The organism is Streptacidiphilus sp. MAP12-33, assembly GCF_041261265.1.
Classification (GTDB): domain Bacteria; phylum Actinomycetota; class Actinomycetes; order Streptomycetales; family Streptomycetaceae; genus Streptacidiphilus.
In genome coordinates this window covers 259852-276539 of the sequence record NZ_JBGCCA010000001.1, presented here as the reverse complement: position 1 = coordinate 276539, position 16688 = coordinate 259852, and the positions used below count along the sequence as shown (strand labels likewise).

18 protein-coding genes and 1 pseudogene are annotated in these 16688 nt (G+C 72.4%); 15 read left to right on the top strand and 4 right to left on the bottom strand.

The annotated features are described in order from the left end of the window. Window positions 1–7 precede the first annotated feature (7 nt). Window positions 8–337 carry a hypothetical protein gene (locus tag ABH931_RS01375; protein WP_370108985.1) on the bottom strand — a complete coding sequence of 110 codons (330 nt, stop codon included), beginning with the start codon at window positions 335–337 and terminating at the stop codon, window positions 8–10. Between the two features lie 265 nt (window positions 338–602). Here ABH931_RS01375 and rpsF point away from each other — a divergent pair, with 265 nt between their 5' ends. The 4 genes from rpsF to rplI all read left to right on the top strand — a co-directional run bounded on the left by rpsF (window position 603) and on the right by rplI (window position 2369). Then, window positions 603–893 (top strand): 30S ribosomal protein S6, encoded by a 291-nt coding sequence (gene rpsF / locus ABH931_RS01370; protein WP_370108983.1) that lies wholly within the window; start codon window positions 603–605, stop codon window positions 891–893. 93 nt (window positions 894–986) lie between these two features. Beyond that, complete coding sequence (locus tag ABH931_RS01365; protein WP_370108982.1) at window positions 987–1580, top strand: single-stranded DNA-binding protein; 594 nt, start codon at window positions 987–989, stop codon at window positions 1578–1580. 86 nt (window positions 1581–1666) lie between these two features. Then, window positions 1667–1903, top strand: coding sequence for a 30S ribosomal protein S18 (gene rpsR, locus ABH931_RS01360; RefSeq protein WP_030254746.1), 237 nt, complete (start codon window positions 1667–1669; stop codon window positions 1901–1903). 19 nt (window positions 1904–1922) lie between these two features. Next, window positions 1923–2369, top strand: coding sequence for a 50S ribosomal protein L9 (gene rplI / locus ABH931_RS01355; RefSeq protein ID WP_370108979.1), 447 nt, complete (start codon window positions 1923–1925; stop codon window positions 2367–2369). A gap of 109 nt (window positions 2370–2478) precedes the next feature. On the opposite strand, the gene ABH931_RS01350 is transcribed toward rplI, so the two are convergent. Continuing rightward, window positions 2479–3813 carry an MATE family efflux transporter gene (locus tag ABH931_RS01350; protein ID WP_370108977.1) on the bottom strand — a complete coding sequence of 445 codons (1335 nt, stop codon included), beginning with the start codon at window positions 3811–3813 and terminating at the stop codon, window positions 2479–2481. A 358-nt stretch (window positions 3814–4171) separates the two neighbouring features. On the opposite strand from ABH931_RS01350, the gene dnaB reads away from it, so the two are divergent. Then, the gene (gene dnaB / locus ABH931_RS01345; RefSeq protein ID WP_370108974.1) at window positions 4172–5752 is read left to right on the top strand and encodes a replicative DNA helicase; all 1581 of its coding nucleotides are present in this window, start codon (window positions 4172–4174) and stop codon (window positions 5750–5752) included. A 473-nt stretch (window positions 5753–6225) separates the two neighbouring features. Next, window positions 6226–6555, top strand: a complete 330-nt coding sequence (locus ABH931_RS01340) for a cyclic-phosphate processing receiver domain-containing protein (RefSeq protein WP_370109453.1) — start codon at window positions 6226–6228, stop codon at window positions 6553–6555. On the opposite strand, the gene ABH931_RS01335 is transcribed toward ABH931_RS01340, so the two are convergent. Continuing rightward, window positions 6515–7669, bottom strand: coding sequence for a methyltransferase domain-containing protein (locus ABH931_RS01335; protein WP_370108972.1), 1155 nt, complete (start codon window positions 7667–7669; stop codon window positions 6515–6517). The two genes, ABH931_RS01340 and ABH931_RS01335, sit on opposite strands and share 41 nt — an antisense overlap. Window positions 7670–7777: 108 nt before the next feature. On the opposite strand from ABH931_RS01335, the gene ABH931_RS01330 reads away from it, so the two are divergent. The 3 genes and pseudogenes from ABH931_RS01330 to ABH931_RS01320 all read left to right on the top strand — a co-directional run bounded on the left by ABH931_RS01330 (window position 7778) and on the right by ABH931_RS01320 (window position 9971). Continuing rightward, window positions 7778–8491, top strand: coding sequence for a hypothetical protein (locus tag ABH931_RS01330; RefSeq protein ID WP_370108970.1), 714 nt, complete (start codon window positions 7778–7780; stop codon window positions 8489–8491). 77 nt (window positions 8492–8568) lie between these two features. Further along, window positions 8569–8898 (top strand): annotated as a pseudogene (locus tag ABH931_RS01325) (VOC family protein); the annotation flags it as partial. 236 nt (window positions 8899–9134) lie between these two features. After that, the gene (locus ABH931_RS01320) at window positions 9135–9971 is read left to right on the top strand and encodes a sterol desaturase family protein (protein WP_370108968.1); all 837 of its coding nucleotides are present in this window, start codon (window positions 9135–9137) and stop codon (window positions 9969–9971) included. 9 nt (window positions 9972–9980) lie between these two features. Here ABH931_RS01320 and ABH931_RS01315 read toward each other — a convergent pair whose 3' ends face one another. Further along, window positions 9981–10484: an SsgA family sporulation/cell division regulator gene (locus tag ABH931_RS01315; RefSeq protein ID WP_370108966.1), complete on the bottom strand. Its 504-nt coding sequence runs from the start codon at window positions 10482–10484 to the stop codon at window positions 9981–9983. A 404-nt stretch (window positions 10485–10888) separates the two neighbouring features. Between ABH931_RS01315 and ABH931_RS01310 the strand changes: the two genes are divergently transcribed. The 6 genes from ABH931_RS01310 (at window position 10889) to ABH931_RS01285 (ending at window position 16658) form a co-directional block, all read left to right on the top strand. Next, window positions 10889–11257: a GatB/YqeY domain-containing protein gene (locus tag ABH931_RS01310; RefSeq protein WP_370108964.1), complete on the top strand. Its 369-nt coding sequence runs from the start codon at window positions 10889–10891 to the stop codon at window positions 11255–11257. A gap of 107 nt (window positions 11258–11364) precedes the next feature. After that, the gene (locus tag ABH931_RS01305) at window positions 11365–12810 is read left to right on the top strand and encodes a serine hydrolase domain-containing protein (RefSeq protein WP_370108962.1); all 1446 of its coding nucleotides are present in this window, start codon (window positions 11365–11367) and stop codon (window positions 12808–12810) included. Between the two features lie 110 nt (window positions 12811–12920). Further along, window positions 12921–13964 carry an MBL fold metallo-hydrolase gene (locus ABH931_RS01300; protein ID WP_370108960.1) on the top strand — a complete coding sequence of 348 codons (1044 nt, stop codon included), beginning with the start codon at window positions 12921–12923 and terminating at the stop codon, window positions 13962–13964. Window positions 13965–14019: 55 nt separating this feature from the next. Beyond that, window positions 14020–14490 carry a MerR family transcriptional regulator gene (locus tag ABH931_RS01295; protein WP_370108958.1) on the top strand — a complete coding sequence of 157 codons (471 nt, stop codon included), beginning with the start codon at window positions 14020–14022 and terminating at the stop codon, window positions 14488–14490. After that, the gene (gene trxA, locus ABH931_RS01290; RefSeq protein WP_370108956.1) at window positions 14474–14845 is read left to right on the top strand and encodes a thioredoxin; all 372 of its coding nucleotides are present in this window, start codon (window positions 14474–14476) and stop codon (window positions 14843–14845) included. The genes ABH931_RS01295 and trxA overlap by 17 nt, the downstream gene beginning before the upstream one ends. A 199-nt stretch (window positions 14846–15044) precedes the next feature. After that, window positions 15045–16658 carry a globin domain-containing protein gene (locus ABH931_RS01285; protein ID WP_370108954.1) on the top strand — a complete coding sequence of 538 codons (1614 nt, stop codon included), beginning with the start codon at window positions 15045–15047 and terminating at the stop codon, window positions 16656–16658. The last annotated feature ends 30 nt before the right edge of the window (window positions 16659–16688 follow it).

The following is a 16688-nucleotide window of genomic DNA, read 5'->3' as shown; positions in this document are numbered from 1 at the left end:
TCCCGGCTCAGATCAACCCGCCGTGGGCGAGACCGATCCCGAGCCCGACCGCGGCCATGCCGCCGGCCACCACGATGACGAAGCGTTCGGCTGTCGTCGCCGACTTGTACTGTGCCACCGCCGCTGTCGCCACTCCGGCCAGCCCCGCCCAGGAGGCGACGACGTGCAGGCTGCGGAACGCGCAGGTGGCGATGGCGATGATGCCCAGCACCGCGGTGACGGCGGTGAGCGTGTTCTCCAGGGGGTGCGGTTTGCCGTCGGTGTTGAACAGGGCCGCCAGGGGGTTACGACGGACGACCTGACCGGTGGCTCCGACCGGCGGGGCTGACTGGGCCATGGGACCGCCTCCTTAGGGAGGTCAGACGATTACGCACAGTAGTGCGCTTCCTACCCGATGTGTACAGATTGCGGCGATACGAGGGTGGATTTCAAGCCCCCGTTCGGGTGCCTGTAGGCTGGACCGTCTGCACCGGTGTGGATCCGTCCGGCATTGTCGTTCCCGACGTTGTCAGTGGCGGTCGCTACCGTTGCCGACGTGAATTGAAGACCCTCCTGCCACGGAGAGACCGTGGCCGCCTGAGTCCAGAGGAGGTGGGTTCCAAATGCGTCACTACGAGGTCATGGTGATCCTCGACCCGTCCGTCGAGGAGCGCGCTGTCGCCCCGCTGATCGAGAACTTCGCCAATGTCGTCCGCACCGGCGGTGGCAATGTCGAGAAGATCGACACGTGGGGTCGTCGTCGCCTGGCGTACGAGATCAAGAAGCAGTCCGAGGGCATCTACTCCGTGCTCGACATCAAGGCTGAGCCTGCTGTCGTCAAGGAGCTGGACCGTCAGCTCAACCTGAGCGAGCAGGTGCTGCGCACCAAGGTCCTGCGCCCGGAGACCCACTGAGCATGTCCGCTGCCGCCTCCTGAGTGAGGCGGAGCATCCGAGTAACCCGAGCACTTCAGCTCACCCCGCACGTCTTCTCCCGAGAGGTCGAACATGGCAGGCGAGACCGTCATCACCCTTGTCGGCAACCTTGTCGACGACCCCGAACTGCGGTTCACCCCGTCAGGTGCGGCCGTCGCGAAGTTCCGCATCGCGTCGACCCCCCGCACCTTCGACCGTCAGACCAACGAGTGGAAGGACGGCGAGAGCCTCTTCCTCACGTGCAACGTCTGGCGGCAGCCCGCGGAGAACGTGGCCGAGTCGCTGCAGCGCGGCATGCGCGTCATCGTGCAGGGCCGCCTGCGTCAGCGCTCGTACGAGACCAAGGAAGGCGAGAAGCGGACCGTCTTCGAGGTCGAGGTCGACGAGGTCGGTCCGAGCCTGCGCTCGGCGACCGCCAAGGTCACCCGGGCCCAGCGCTCGGGCGGTCCCGGCGGCGGCTTCGGCGGTGGCCAGCAGGGCGGCGGGTTCAGCGGTGGTGGTGGTGGTGGCCAGCAGGGCGGTGGCTGGGGCGGAGGCTCCCAGTCCGGCCCGTCCGACGACCCGTGGGCGTCCAGCGCCCCGGCCGGCGGTGGCCAGCAGGGTGGAAACAGCGGCGGCTGGGGTGCCCCGGCCGGCGGCGGTTTCTCGGACGAGCCCCCGTTCTAAAGAGCGGCGGCTCGGCGACCGCGCTCAGCGGTCTGACCGCCTCCGGCGGTCAACACACGACTTGATCACGAACACTGGAGTACACGATGGCGAAGCCGCCCGTGCGCAAGCCTAAGAAGAAGGTTTGCGTCTTCTGCAAGGACAAGATCACCTACGTCGACTACAAGGACACGAACCTGCTTCGCAAGTTCATCTCCGACCGTGGGAAGATCCGCGCCCGCCGGGTCACCGGCAACTGCACCCAGCACCAGCGCGACGTGGCCACGGCTGTGAAGAACAGCCGCGAGGTCGCTCTGCTGCCCTACACCTCGACCGCTCGCTGAATAGGAGGGTGACCGAACTATGAAGATCATCCTCACCAACGAGGTCTCGGGTCTCGGCAACGCCGGTGACATCGTCGAGGTCAAGGACGGGTACGCCCGCAACTACCTGGTCCCGCGTGGCTTCGCCATCCGCTGGACCAAGGGCGGCCAGAAGGATGTGGACGCGATCCGTCGCGCCCGCAAGATCCACGAGATCCAGACCCTGGACCAGGCCAACGAGGTCAAGGCCAAGCTCGAGGCTCTGGCCGTCAAGCTGGCCGTCCGTGCGGGTGACGCTGGTCGCCTGTTCGGCTCGGTGACCCCGGGCGACGTCGTCGAGGCCATCAAGGCCGTCGACGGCCCGCTGGTCGACAAGCGCCGCGTCGAGATCGGCTCCCCGATCAAGACCACCGGTGCCCACACGGTCACCGTCAAGCTGCACCCCGAGGTTGCCGCGTCCATCAGCGTCAACGTCGTCGCCGCCTGACGATCGCTCTTTCGAGCTGAGAAGGGGGCACGGAATCTTCGGATTCCGTGCCCCCTTTGCCGTGCCCCCTTTGCCGTGCCCCGCTTGTCGTGCCCCGCGCCCCTGAGGGCTACGCCCGGACGGCTCCTGTGACCAGCCAGGCGCCCGTGCGGGCGCGCAGCGCCATGGAGACGGCGCGGGCGATCATGGCGAAGCCGATGGCGAGCCAGAGGCCGGTCAGGCCCTGGGAGCCGAGCAGCAGCGCCACCGGCGCGTACAGCAGCAGCGTCGCCAGCATCGCCCAGGCGAGATACGGGCCGTCGCCGGCCCCCATCAGGACGCCGTCGAGGACGAAGACCACCCCGTTGACCGGCTGCATCACCCCGGCCACGACCAGCACCGGCAGCAACTGCCGCTGTACCGCCGCGTCGCTGGTGAAGAGCGGCAGATACAGCGGCTGCGCCACGATCAGCACAGTGCCCAGCACCGCACCCGCGCCCGCGCCCCACTCCACCATCCGGCGGGTCGCGGCCCGCGCGCCCGCCGCGTCGCCCCCGCCCAGCGCGCGGCCGATCAGCGCCTGGCCCGCGATGGCGATGGCGTCCAGCGCGAACGCGAGGAAGCTCCACAGCGACATCGCGATCTGGTGCGCGGCGATCGAGGTGTTGCCCAGCCGCGCGGCCACCGCCGTGGCGATCAGCAGGATCGCGCGCAGGCTCAGCGTGCGGACCAGCAGTGGGACACCGGCCGTCGCGCTCGCGCGGATGCCCGGGACGTCGGGGCGCAGCGTCGCCCACCAACTGCCGGGGCCGGAGTGGTTGACGCGGATGCCCCGCAGCACGACCGTGAGGTAGGCGGCGGCCATGCCCCACTGCGCGATCACGGTGCCGAGGGCGGAGCCGCTGATGCCGAGACCGGCGCCGTAGACGAGGGTCAGGTTGAGCAGGAGGTTCGTGGAGAAGCCGGCGATGGCGACGACAAGGGGGGTCCGGGTGTCCTGGAGGCCGCGCAGTACGCCGGTGGAGGCGAGGACGATCAGCATCGCGGGGATGCCGGCGCTGCTGATCCGGAGATAGTCGACGGCGTAGGGCGCGGCGGTCGGCGAGGCGCCGAAGAGGTGGACCACGGTCGGGGCGACGGGGATCGCGGTGGCGACGACCAGCACCGAGATCAGCAGGGCCAGCCAGATCCCGTCGACGCCCTGCTTGAGCGCTGCCTGCCGGTCGCCGGAGCCGATGCGGCGGGCGACGGCCGCGGTGGTGGCGTAGGCGAGGAAGACGAAGACGTTGACGAGGGTCGCGAGCAGGGCGGCGGAGACGCCGAGCCCGGCCAGCTGCGCGGTGCCGAGATGGCCGACGATGGCCGAGTCGGCCATCAGGAACAACGGCTCGGCGATGAGTGCGCCGAAGGCCGGGAGGGCGAGCGCGAGGATCTCGCGGTCGAGGGGGCGCTGGCGCAGTCTCATGGTCCTACGGTAGTCATCCACAGGTAATGGGCGCAACTGATTGTTGGTCATTACCTCTCACCGCGTGGCGCGGTCGGTCGCGCACCGTTTGTCGCGATCTTGGGCCGGTCGGAGAAGTTTTTCGGCGGCGCGGGCGGGAAGCCATGTTTGCGCAGGTCAGGGCGATCATTCTGGTCGGGACGTGAGCTTGTCCACAAGTTGTCCCCCACGTCGTGCACAGCCTGGTGGCAGTTGTCCACAGGTAGCGAGCCGGTATCCACACCCCCTGTGGATAACCATCTTGGCCATTGTCTGACCCGTGCCGTTGAATGGAGCGCTACGGCACGGTAAGGCGGCAAGGCAGCGGAAGGCGGCACCGATGAGCGGGGCACCGTACGACGACGGGTTCGAGGACGTCCCCCCGCCGCCGGACGACGAGTGGGTCCCGCCCGCCGCACCGCCGGACGACGGCGGTCCGGGCGACCGTCTGCCCTTCTCCCGCCGCCGCGAGGACGGCGACCGCGACGGCGGCGGAGGCCGCGGCGGGCGCGGTGGCAGGGACGGCAGGGACGGCGATAAGCGCGGTAACGGTTCTTCGGACGGCTCCGGCGGCTCCGGCGGCGGTTCCGACGCGGGCTTCGAGCGCGTCCCCCCGCAGGACCTCGCCGCCGAGCAGTCCGTCCTGGGCGGCATGCTGCTCTCCAAGGACGCCATCGCCGACGTCGTCGAGGTCCTCAAGCCGGGCGACTACTACCGCCCGGCCCACGAGCTGATCCACGGCGCCATCCTCGACCTCTACGCCCGCGGCGAGCCGGCCGACCCGATCACCGTCGCCAGCGAGCTGGTCAAGCGCGGCGAGATCACCCGCGTCGGCGGGCCCTCCTACCTGCACACCCTGGTCAACTCGGTCCCGACGGCGGCGAACGCGGAGTACTACGCCGAGATCGTCCACGAGCGCGCCGTCCTGCGCCGCCTCGTCGAGGCCGGTACCCGCATCGCCGGCATGGGCTACGCCGCCGAGGGCGACGTCGACGAGATCGTCAACCGCGCCCAGGCGGAGATCTACGCCGTCACCGAGCAGCGCACCAACGAGGACTACGCACCGCTCGGCGACATCATGGAGGGCGCCCTCGACGAGATCGAGTCCATCGGCTCCCGCAGCGGCCAGATGTCCGGCGTCCCCACCGGCTTCGCCGACCTCGACTCCCTCACCAACGGCCTCCACCCGGGCCAGATGATCGTCGTCGCCGCACGTCCCGCCATGGGAAAGTCGACATTGGCGCTCGATTTCGCCCGTTCCTGCTCGGTCAAGCACAAGATCCCGAGCGTCTTCTTCTCCCTCGAAATGGGGCGCAACGAGATCGCGATGCGTCTGCTCTCGGCGGAGGCCCGCGTCGCACTGCACCACATGCGCACCGGCGCGATGACGGACGAGGACTGGACCCGCCTCGCCCGCCGCATGCAGGACCTGAACGACTCCCCGCTCTACATCGACGACTCCCCGAACCTGTCGATGATGGAGATCCGGGCCAAGTGCCGTCGTCTCAAGCAGCGCAACGACCTGCGGCTGGTCGTCATCGACTACCTCCAGCTGATGCAGAACGGCGGCTCGCGGCGGGCCGAGAGCCGGCAGCAGGAGGTCTCGGAGATGTCCCGAAACCTCAAGCTGCTGGCCAAGGAGCTGGAGCTGCCGGTCATCGCGCTCTCCCAGCTGAACCGTGGTCCCGAACAGCGCACCGACAAGCGGCCGATGGTCTCCGACCTGCGTGAGTCCGGCTCCATCGAGCAGGACGCGGACATGGTCATCCTGCTGCACCGCGAGGACGCCTACGAGAAGGAGTCCCCCCGCGCGGGCGAGGCCGACCTGATCGTGGCCAAGCACCGTAACGGCCCGACGGCGACGATCACCGTGGCCTTCCAGGGCCACTACTCCCGGTTCGTGGACATGGCCCAGAGCTGAGCCTTCGCTCGCGGTCGCAGGTCCGGGTGAAGGCGTCGACGGTGTCGACGGTGTCGGCGGAGGGGCGGGACCCGATCAGGTGCCTTCGGCCGGCCTGCCCTGGCCCAGGAACTCCCGCACATCCGCAGCGACGCGTGTCCCCGGCGCTCCTGCCACTGCGCGGACCACGCGCTCAAGCTGTCCAGGACCCACCTCGATCAGACTCACACCCTGAGCCCTACGGACTGGGTCGCCGCGCACCGGGACCGTGGGCCAGACTGCCCCGGTGGACAGTCGTCGGCCTTGCCCCTGCTGCGGTCACCTCGTCTTCGACGTCGAGGACGGCCGGCCGGCTGGATCGAGCTGGAACGCCGGCTCCCGGCCGAGGCGTCGTCACTCCAGGGCCGCCTCGCCAAGTTCGCGCGGGCCAGGCCGGACTTCAAGGTCACCTTCGGGCGCTGAGCGGTGCGGGGACAATGCACCGGTGAACAAGGATCAACCCGCGCGGACGCCGGTCATTCTGGGTATCGACGACCTTCGGCCGCTCCCCCCGGGCCACACGGGTCGACCGCACCAGCCGTGAGGGTGTTCAGCTGCTGGAGGAGCACCGGGGCCGGTTCGTCGACGAGCTCTGGCTCGACCACGACCTGGGCGGTGAGGACAGCATCATGCCCGTGGTGACGCTCCTGGAAGAGGCTGCCTTCGGTGGGCAACCGTTCCACATCGGGACGGTCTTCGTGCACAGTGCCAACCCCATCGGCGCCGAGACCGTGGTCAGGTCACTCACACGCTGGAACTACCGCGTTCGCCGGGCGACGGCGTAGCGGTGGTGAGGAGGCGGAGGCCGAGTTCGGCGGCGTCGAGGGCGGTGAGGTCGCGGTTGCGGGTGGCCCAGCGGCCGGTGGCGAGGTCGTTGCGGAGCAGGTCGACGGCGCGGTGTTCGGCGTCCGGGCCGACCTTGGTCCAGACGGAGACCGCGCGGCGGACGTGTTCGTCGAGGTAGGCCTCGGGGCGGCGCCAGTAGGCCTCGAAGAAGCCGTCCGCGCAGTCCCACGGGACGAGGACGGGTTCCGCGCGGCCCCCGATCGCCTGGGCCAGGTCGGCCAGGGAGGGCCAGCCGGTGAGGACGTCCGCGAACTCCGGCAGGTAGTCGCGGGTCAGCCAGAAGCGGTCGAGCCAGCCCGGGGCGCTCGCGTCGTAGGTGAGGACCACCACGCGGCGGGCCACGCGCCGCATCTCGCGGAGCCCGGCGACCGGGTCCGCCCAGTGGTGGACGGTGCTGACCGCCATCGCGACGTCGAAGGACCCGTCCGTGAACGGCAGGCGCTCCGCCGTAGCGGCCACGCACGGCGCCGCGTCCGCGCGACGCTGTGCGCGCATCACCGCGGACGGCTCCACCGCCGTGACCTCCCGGTCCGGGGGCTCGTAGGAGCCGGTGCCGGCTCCGACGTTGAGCACGGTGCGGGCGTCGCCGAGCGCGTCCCAGATCCGCGCGGCGATGCGCGGGTCGGTGCGCCGCGTCGCCGGGTAGGCGGAGCCGATGGTGTCGTACAGCTGTGCTCCGAACATCTTGAGTTGCTCCTCGGGTGGGGTCCTGGTGCCTGCGGCCCGCAGCTCCAGCTCGCGGTTGATGGCCGCCGCCATGGCGTCGGCCCGGTCGCGCTGCTCCAGCATCAGGCCGCGCAGCCGGCGCAGGTGCGCGACCGCGTCGGTGGCGGGGTCGTCCACGAGCGTCGCGATCTCGCGCAGCCCGAAGCCCAGCCGCCGGTAGGCGAGCACCTCCCGCAGCCGCTCCACGTCGCCGGGCGCGTAGGCGCGGTACCCGGCCGCCGTCCGCGAGGACGGCCGGACGAGACCGATCCGGTCGTAGTGGTGCAGGGTGCGGACGGTCACGTCGGCCAGCTCGGCTGCGCGTCCCACGGTGATGTGCTCCTCCATGCCGCCGACTATCGGCCATGACGCCGGGTCAGGGTCAAACACTCCGTCACATGACGTGCAGTAGGGTGCTCCCTTCGGCCGCGGCCGGAGTCCTCGAAGGCGGACGGCATGGTGCACGTCGATGGCGGTCTCGATCCGGAGGCCGCGCGGTCGCGGCTGGAGCGCGCGGTGGCGGCGGTGGCGCAGGCGTTCTGCGGCGAGACCGCGGCGGCCGACGAGACGAACTGCGCGTGCCACTGGGGCAGCGCCGAGGAGTTGGCGCTGCTCAAGAGGCCCGGTCTGCCGCTCGGTTCGGACCTGCTGTTCCGGACGTGGTGGGAGCCGGGCTGGCGGGACCACCCGGCGGTGCTGCGCCGGATCCTGCCCGAGTTCGCCGCGGCGCTGGCCGCCGGTGGGGTGGCGGCGTTCTGGCTGGCGGAGGCCGGCGGGTCGGTCGCGCGGGGCCGGTGGCAGCGGTGGCCGGTGGCGCAGGCCGAGGCGGTCGCGGAGTTCCTGCGGGCCTGGTGGTGGGCGTGCCTGGTCTGCCCCGAGGAGACCGCGCCGATGAGCGAGGTGCTGGCGGCATGCGTCGAGGCCTCGGGCGAGATCCGCTCCTGGCTGGTGATGTGGGACGCCGCGACGGCCGGGGGGCCGCCCACGCGGCGGTCGGTGGCCGAGGTCGCGCGGGCGTGGCAGGACGAGTTGCCGCACGCGGATCTTCCCTGGTCGAGCTTGCTGGAGGCGGAGGTGGAGGAGGCCCTGAGCGCCGAGCTGTCGGCGTGGCTGCGCTGCCGGGCCCCCGCCGTGCTGTGGGACCGTGACGAGGAGGGGAGTCCCGGCTGACCGGGCAACGGTCCGTCGCGGGGGGACGTCCGTTTCCTTCAAGACCGGGTCGCCTGCGCCGACCTAGGCTCGCCGGTATGGACAACGACAACACGACAACGTCCGCGCCGCAGTTCGCCTTCGTCGGCCTGGTCGTCTCCGACATGACCGCGTCGGTCGGGTTCTACCGGCGGTTGGGGCTGGAGTTCCCCGAGGGGGCCGAGGCACAGCCGCACGTGGAGGCGGACCTGCCCGGAGGGCTGCTGCTGGTGCTGGACAGCGAGGAGACGGTGCGGTCGTTCCACCCCGGGTGGCGCGCCCCGCGGGGCGGGGGCAGGACGGGGCTGGCCTTCCGTTGCGCCGGGCCGGAGCAGGTGGACGCGGTGTACGAGGAGCTGGTGGGGGCCGGGTGTCACGGGGAGCTGAAGGGGGCGGGCGCCGCGGCGGATACCGGGGCCGAGACGCCGGGCGGGCGGCGGGTGTCGACGCTGGAGCTCTTCTTCTACTTCTACCTCGTCTTCACCATCACGGAGCTGACCGTGCTACCGGCCGGCGACCTGTCGTTCGCCCGAGCGGGGAGACGGCCGGGCAGGAGGGCTGTCGGGGATCGCGGGCCTGGACGAACCCCTTCGCCCCGGCGCGGGCCGGTGGCAGACTCGGGGCCGTGGCCGGCTTCCTCGCAGGACTGCGCGCACTGCCGTGGGGCTGGTTCGCCCTGCTGGCGGTCGCCGTCAACGTGGTGCAACTGATGATCGCGCATCTGGTGACCGTGGTGGCACGGTCACTGCCCTGGTCGGTCGTCGTCCCCGATCCGGCGGGTGTCGTGCCCGCGGTGCCGGACGTCGAGGCCGAGCGCCGGGCGCAGCGCCGCCTGGCGGTGAGCACGGTCATCGGCAACAGCGTGGTGCTGCTGCTCGGTTGGTGGCTGTGGCGGCGTGACGTGATCGGCGTCGACGCCGGGTTCGGCCCGGCGGCGGTGGTGGACTTCGTGCTGCTGACCCTGGGCATGGACGTGGCGCTGTATCTCGGCCATGTGATCGCCCATCTGGGGCGGCTCTTCCCGCTGGCGCACCGACTGCACCACCGGTTCGCCTATGTCGGACCGTTGACGCTGTTCGCCGTTCATCCGCTGGAGGTCGCCGGGCTCGGCGGTGTCTGGCTCACGGTCCTGGCCCTGCACCGGTTCGCCGCGTCGGCGATCGTCGCGTTCGGGGTCGCCAACCTGGTGTTCGGTGCCCTGGGCCATGCCGGGGTCGATCCGCTGCCGGCGTCGTGGCGCCGTTCCACGGTCTTCCGCTGGATCGCGACCCCAGCCCTGCATGTCGGTCACCACTGGTTCCCGGAGCGGAACTTCGGCTTCTACACGACGCTGTGGGACCGGCTCTTCGGCACCCTCGTCGCGGGATACGACGAGGGACGCGGCGCCGGAGCCCCAGCGGCCGCGGGAGCGGCGCCGGGCGCGGCGGCGGGGCCGGTGGCCGGTCCGGCGGAGCGGTCCTGAGGCGAGCGCTCAAGGCGCCTGCCGCAGATGTGCGATGAGGGCGTCGAGGTCCAGGTGGCGGTCTTCCTCGCCCGGAGGCACCACGGCCGCGGAGAGGGTGAGGAAGCGCCGGATCACCCCGCTGTCGCCGCGCAACAGCGCGGCGTCCACGCCGGTGCCGAGGGTGATCAGGACGGTGCTCCGCCCCGGTCCGGGCACCGGGCACACGTGGACGTCGCCGAGGCCGCTCGGGCCCTCCAGCCCCTGGCTCAAGGTCTCCCTGGAGAGCACCCAGGTCACGGTGGTGCGGGGGCCGGTCTGGCAGTGCAGCCGGACGGCGTACGGGTCGGCCTGGGTGTAGGTGAGCCGTGCCGGAAAGGGGACCTCGCTGGTTGGGCCGGTGACGAGGGCGAGTTCGATCTCCGCGCCGCAGGCGACCCGCACGGCGGCGCCGGAGTCCTGGCCCTGGCTGCCCGAGCCGACGCCGGTGGCCTCGTCGGACGGCTGGGGGGCGGAGGCCTGGGGTGGGGTCATGGTTGTTGCCCTCCGTTCTCTCTGCGGTGCTTGCCGGGCAGCAGCCGCCCGTCGCGCGGCGCTGGGAGCGGGGCCGGGTGCAGGCCCCTGGTCAGCCGACGCCATTCCAGATCCGGTTCGCCCGGCACGGTGCGGCCCTCGCGGTGCCAGGCCTTGGCCAGGTGGACGTAGATGGGATCCTCCGGGTGCTGCCGGGAGGTGACCTGCCGAGCGGACTGCGGAAACGTTTCTTCCGTTGGCGGGTAGGGGGTCAACGAGTCTGCCGTCATGCCAGGACCAACGACGCGGACGGCCGGGGGCAACTGTCGCGGCACGTTCTCACCCGAGGGATACGGGAACGGTGGTGGGCCGAGCGGGAGAAAACAGGTCGAAACCGGCCCGGTTCCCGCTCTAAGGTCCTCGCCATGACCACCGACCCGTTGCCTCTGCGCCACCGCCTGCGTGACGCCCTCGCCGTCGCGATCAAGGGCCGTGACCGGCTGACCACGTCCGTGCTGCGCGCCACCCTGGGCGCGATCGAGAACGCCGAGGCGGTCCCCGCGGATCCGGCCGTCGCGGGTGGTCCGGGCTCGCTCAGCATCGAGGGCAGTCCGGTGGGTGTCGGCGCGGCCGAGGTCGCCCGGAGGGTGCTGACGGAGGACGACGTGCGCGCCGTCGTCCGCGCGGAGGTCGCCGAACGGCGGGAGGCGGTCGCGGCCTACGAGCGCGTGGGCCGACCGGACCACGTGGAGCGCCTGCGCGCGGAGATCGAGGTGCTGGCGGCCTACGTCTGACGCCGCGCCGGGCCTTTGGCCCCGGGCTGCGGCCCCCGGGCGGCTCGTGGGTGACACTCGGAAAAATCGTCTCGCTCCGCCCGACCACGGCGGTTAGCGTTCGAGCCATGGTGAACCCCGTACCCCCCGCGTCCGCCGGCACCACCACCGCCGGCACCACCACCGTCGGCGACGACGACTTCGCGGACCTGCTGCCCGAGACCCGACGCGCGCTCGCCCACCGGCTCGCCGTCGCCCAGCGCGACGGGCGGCTGCCCGGTGTCGTGGCCGCCGTGCTGCGGGACGGGCAGCGGCGCTGGTGGGGCTCGCGCAGCATCGTCGACGGACACGCGCCGGACCCGGACGTCCAGTTCCGGATCGGCTCGATCACCAAGACCTTCGTCGCGGTGCTGGTCATGCGGCTGCGCGACGAAGGTCAGCTGAAGCTCTCGGACCGGCTCGGGCAGCACCTGCCCGCCGTCGGCCCGGCCGTCGGCGAGGTGACGATCCGGCAGCTGCTGGCGCACACCGCCGGGCTCAGCAACGAGCCGCCCGGCCCCTGGTGGGAACGGACCGACGGCGCGCTCCGTCCCGAGCTCGCCGACCTGCTGCAGCACCCGCCGTTGCCGCACGAGCCGGGCCGGCTGTTCCACTACTCCAACGTCGGCTACGCCCTGCTCGGCGCACTGGTCGAGCAGCTGCGCGGCGACGACTGGTACACCGTGCTGCACCGCGAGGTGCTGCGCCCGCTGGGGATGCGCCGCACGACCGCGCTGCCGGACGCCCCGCACGCGGGCGGCTGGGCGGTACACCCCTGGGCGGACGTGATCCTGGCCGAGCCGCTGCAGCAGACCGGGCGGATGGGCCCGGCCGGGCAGCTGTGGTCCACCGCCGACGACCTGACCCGCTGGGCCGCGTTCCTGCTCGCCGGGGACGACCGCGTGCTGGGCGCCGCCTCGGTCGCGGAGATGCGGGAGAGCCAGGCACCGGGCGAGGAAGGCTACGGCCTGGGCCTGATGGTGGCCCGCGCGGACGGTCTTTCCCTGGTCGGGCACGGCGGCTCGATGCCCGGCTTCCTGGCCGGGCTCTGGATCGCCCCCGAGCAGCGGCTCGGCGTCGTGGTGCTCACCAACACCACCTCCAGCCCCGGCACCGGCTTCGGTGAGCTGGCCACGGACCTGCTCCGGATCGTCGCCGAGCGCGAGCCGCTGATCCCCGAGCCGTGGCGGCCGCTCGCGGCCTGCGATCCGGAGGTGCTGGCGCTGACCGGCCCCTGGTACTGGGGGCCGACGGGCTTCGGGCTGCGACTGGTCGCCGAGGACGTGCTGGAACTGACGCCGCTGAGCGGCAGCAACACCCGCGAGGCCCGGCTGCGCCGGTCCGCCGACGGGCGGACCTGGACCGCCGAGGGTGGCTACTGGCACGGCGAGCCGATGCGGGTGGTCCGCGACGCCGAGGGCCGGGTCACCCATCTGGACGTGGGCACCTTCGTGCTGACCCGGGAGCCCTATCCGGCGGACGGCCCCGTCCCCGGCGGGGTGGACCCGGAGGGCTGGCGCGCCGAGCGGTGGTGAAATACCCGGCGAAGTGCTGCCTTTTGCCATGATTGCCATCATTCGGGTAGAGCGGACATCGCTGGGGCGGACGGTCGCCCGCGGAGCGTCCACGGCGGAGAGGCTGAGCGATGGCGAGGAAGCGCACCCGGGCCGCCGGTAACCCGGACGAGCCCGGGGCCCCGGACAAGGCCGCCGTCCCGAGCGGGAGCACGCCGAGCGCGACGGAACCGGTTGCCGGCACGCCGGACGCGGACACCCCCGGCGTCGGCGCGGCGGGCGGGCCCCCGGCCAGCGCGTCCGCGCCTGCCGTGCCCGCGCGGGTCCCGCTGGAGGTGGACGTCTTCACCGGCTCCGAGGCCGCCTTCTTCGCCACCTCCTCGCTGATCATCGGTCCGGTCCACGCCGTGCTGGTCGACACCCAGCTGACCCGCAGTGCGGGGCGCGAGCTCGCCGAGTGGGTCGCGGGCAAGGCGCGCACGCTCGCGGCGATCGTGGTCACCCACCCTCACCCGGACCACTACTTCGGTACCGAGGAGGTGCTGCGGCTCTTCCCCGGCACCCCCGTCTACGCCGACCCGTCGGTGATCGAGGAGATCACCCGCACGGGGCTGGCCAAGGTCGCGCAGTGGCAGCAGGCGTTCGGGGACGACGTCACCTCCATGCCGATCGTCCCCGGGCCGCTGCCGACCGACACGATGCTGATCGACGGCTCGCCCGTGCACATGCTGACCGTCGGCCAGGGCGACTGCACGGCCTCGACCGTCGTCCACGTCCCGGACGCCCGCACGGTGATCAGCGGGGACGTCACCTTCAACGGCACCCACCTGTGGACCGCCGACACCACCGCCGCGCAGCGAGCGGACTGGCTGGCCACGCTGGAGACGGTGCGCGGCCTCGACGCCGACCGGATCGTCGCGGGGCACCGCGCACCGGGACAGGACGACGACGCCGCGCGCGTCATCGCCTTCACCGGCGACTACCTGCGCGAGTTCGACGCGCACCTGGCCGAGCACCCGGGCGACCCGGACGCGGTGGCCGCCGCGGTCAACGAGACCTACGGCGAGCTGACCCTCCCGGCCATGCTCCACTTCGGCGTCCAGGCCAACACCCGCGACACCTCCAACACCCGGGACACCCGCGACACTTCCAACACCCGCGACACCGACTCCTGACGCGTGTGCCCGCGGGCCTGGCGTTGACGTCGGGGTCAAGGTCTACGGTCGGGACATGCGCATCGGTGAGCTGGCCCGCGAGGCGGGCACGACGACGCGGACGCTCCGCTACTACGAGGCGCGCGGGCTCCTGCCCGCCCGCCGCGGCGAGAACGGCTACCGCCGCTACGACGAGGAGGACCTGCGGCTGCTCCGGCAGATCCGGCTGCTGCAGGACTTCGGCTTCGAGCTGGAGGAGACCAGGCCGTTCGTGGACTGCCTGCGCGCGGGCCATCCCAGCGGTGACGCCTGTCCGGCGTCGCTGGAGGTGTACCGGCGCAAGCTCGCCGAGCTCGACTCGGTGATCGGCCGGTTGCAGGAGGTCCGCGAGCAGGTGGGCGCGCAGCTGGCGCGGGCGGAGCTGGACGCCACGGCCCGGACGCCGCCGGAGCCCCGGTGCGAGCTGGCGCAGGACCAAGGGCACGACCAGGAGCACGACCAGGAGCGGTACCGGGTGAGGGGAGAGGGCCATGGCGGGGACGAGTGAGCAGGTCGCGGCCGTGACGGACGCGGACTTCGAGGCGCGGGTGCTGGCGAGCGAACTGCCGGTGCTGGTGGAGTTCACCGCCGACTGGTGCCCGCCGTGCCGGATGATGGCGCCGGTCCTGGCGGAGCTGGCCGCGGAGCGACGGGACGAGCTCGGTGTCGTCGCGCTCGACGTGGACACCAACCCGGGGACGCAGAGCCGCTACGGCGTGCTCTCCATGCCGACGCTGATGCTGTTCCGCGGCGGGGAGCCGGTGTGGACGGCGGTGGGCGCGCGGGCCAAGCGCAAGCTGGGGCAGGAGCTCACCGAGGCGCTGGAGCGCTCTGCCGTTGCGGGCGGGGGCGCGTCAGCGTAGCGCTTCCGATACGCGCACGCCCTGTTCTTCATCCTATTGGTGGGACACCCCGTCACCCCGTGCCAGGCTCCGAAGCAGGTACGGACCCGACGGGAGATGAAGCTCCAAGGTGTCGATCGGAAGCGCGCTCAATCGAAACGGTCGCTCCCGCACGCGCGGAGCGGACCGACGGAATGCCTCGGCGGAGGAGTCCGCCGAGGTGGCCGAAGCCGCCGAGGCGGCTCAACCCCCGGCGGAACCTCCCGCCGCGGCGCCGGAGCCGCCGCCCGAACCGGCGGCCCGGCCGGCGACGCAGCAACCGCCGGTGGACGGCGGCTCGGCGCAGGAGGTGGCGCTGCGGCAGTCCGGTTACACGCCGCTGATCGCCAACGCGCCGGCGCTCAACTGGGTCGGGCCGGACGACGCGTGGAGCAGGGCCTGGGCCGTCCCGGCGACCTCTGCGCAGCCGCTCGCGCCGCTGCCGATCGAGGCCGCGCCACCCCCCATGCCGCAGGGCATCCCGTCCTCACCGCTGCCGCCCCCGCCGATGCCGTTGCCCGGCTCGGTGGTGGCGGTCGTGCCGCTGGCCGCCCGGCAGAAGGCCGCCGCGGCCCGGCAGGCGGCGGCCGAGCGGTCCGCAGCGGCGGGGCCGGCCGCGGACGACACCGGCTCGGTCGGGCCCACGCCGCAGGACATCGTGCTGATCCGGCGGAGTCTGGGCCTGGTGGAACCGGTCGCCGACCGTGCCACGGCGCACTTCTACGCCGTGCTCTTCCTCTCCCGCCCGGAGTTGCGGGCGCTCTTCCCGGCCGCGATGGACGTCCAGCGCGATCGCCTCTTCCGCGCGCTGCTGGCCGCCGGCCGCGCCGCCGACGATCCGCCGACGCTCGTCGACTACCTGGAGAAGCTGGCTCGCGGTCACCGCCGGTACGGCGTGCGGGACGAGCACTACGCCCCCGTCGGGGCGGCGCTGCTGGCGGCGCTGGAACGGTACTGCGGCCGGGAGTGGAACGAGGAGACCGCGCGGGCCTGGGAGAAGGTCTACGGCGTGATCGCGCAGGTGATGATGGCCGCGGCCGCCCGGGACGCGCAGAGCTCGCCCGCCTGGTGGCAGGGCGAGGTGCAGTCGGTCGAACCGGTCACCCGCGACATCGCGGTGGTGACGCTGCGGACGGACCACCCCTACCCGTACCGTGCGGGCCAGTACGCCAGCGTCGAGGTCCCCTGGTGGCCGCGGGTGTGGCGCAACTACTCCCTCGCCTCCCCGTCCTCGGTGCCCGCCCGGGCGGGCGCGGACGGGCTGCTGCGGCTGCACGTCAAGGCGGTTCCGGCAGGCTGGGTCAGCAACGCCCTGGTGCACCGGGCCCAGCCCGGCGACGTGCTCCGGCTCGGTCCGGCCCTGGGCCGGATGGTGGTGGACCCGCGCGACCACGATCCGCTGCTGCTGGTCGGCGGGGGTACCGGCGTCGCGCCGCTGCTGGCGATCGTCGAGGAGCTCGCGCTGAGCGGCGCGCGCCGTACGGTCGAGATCCACTACGGCGCGCGGCGTGCGGAGGAGCTGTACGCGCTCCCGGCGCTGCGGGAGCTGGACCGTCGCCTGCCCTGGCTCTCCGTCCGTACCGCTGTCGCGGAGCCGACCCCCGGCTCGACGCTGCCGGTGGGCACGGAACGCGGCACCCTCCCGGAGGTCATCGGCCACACCGGCCCGTGGGAGGGCTACCGCGCGTGCCTCAGCGGCCCGTCGGCGATGATCCGCAGGACGCGCGGCGTGCTCCTGGGCGCGGGCGTGCGCGCGGAGCACATGCTGTACGACCTGGAGGACGGCCAGGTCTGACCGCGCGCCCCGAGGCTCCGTCTCCCGGCT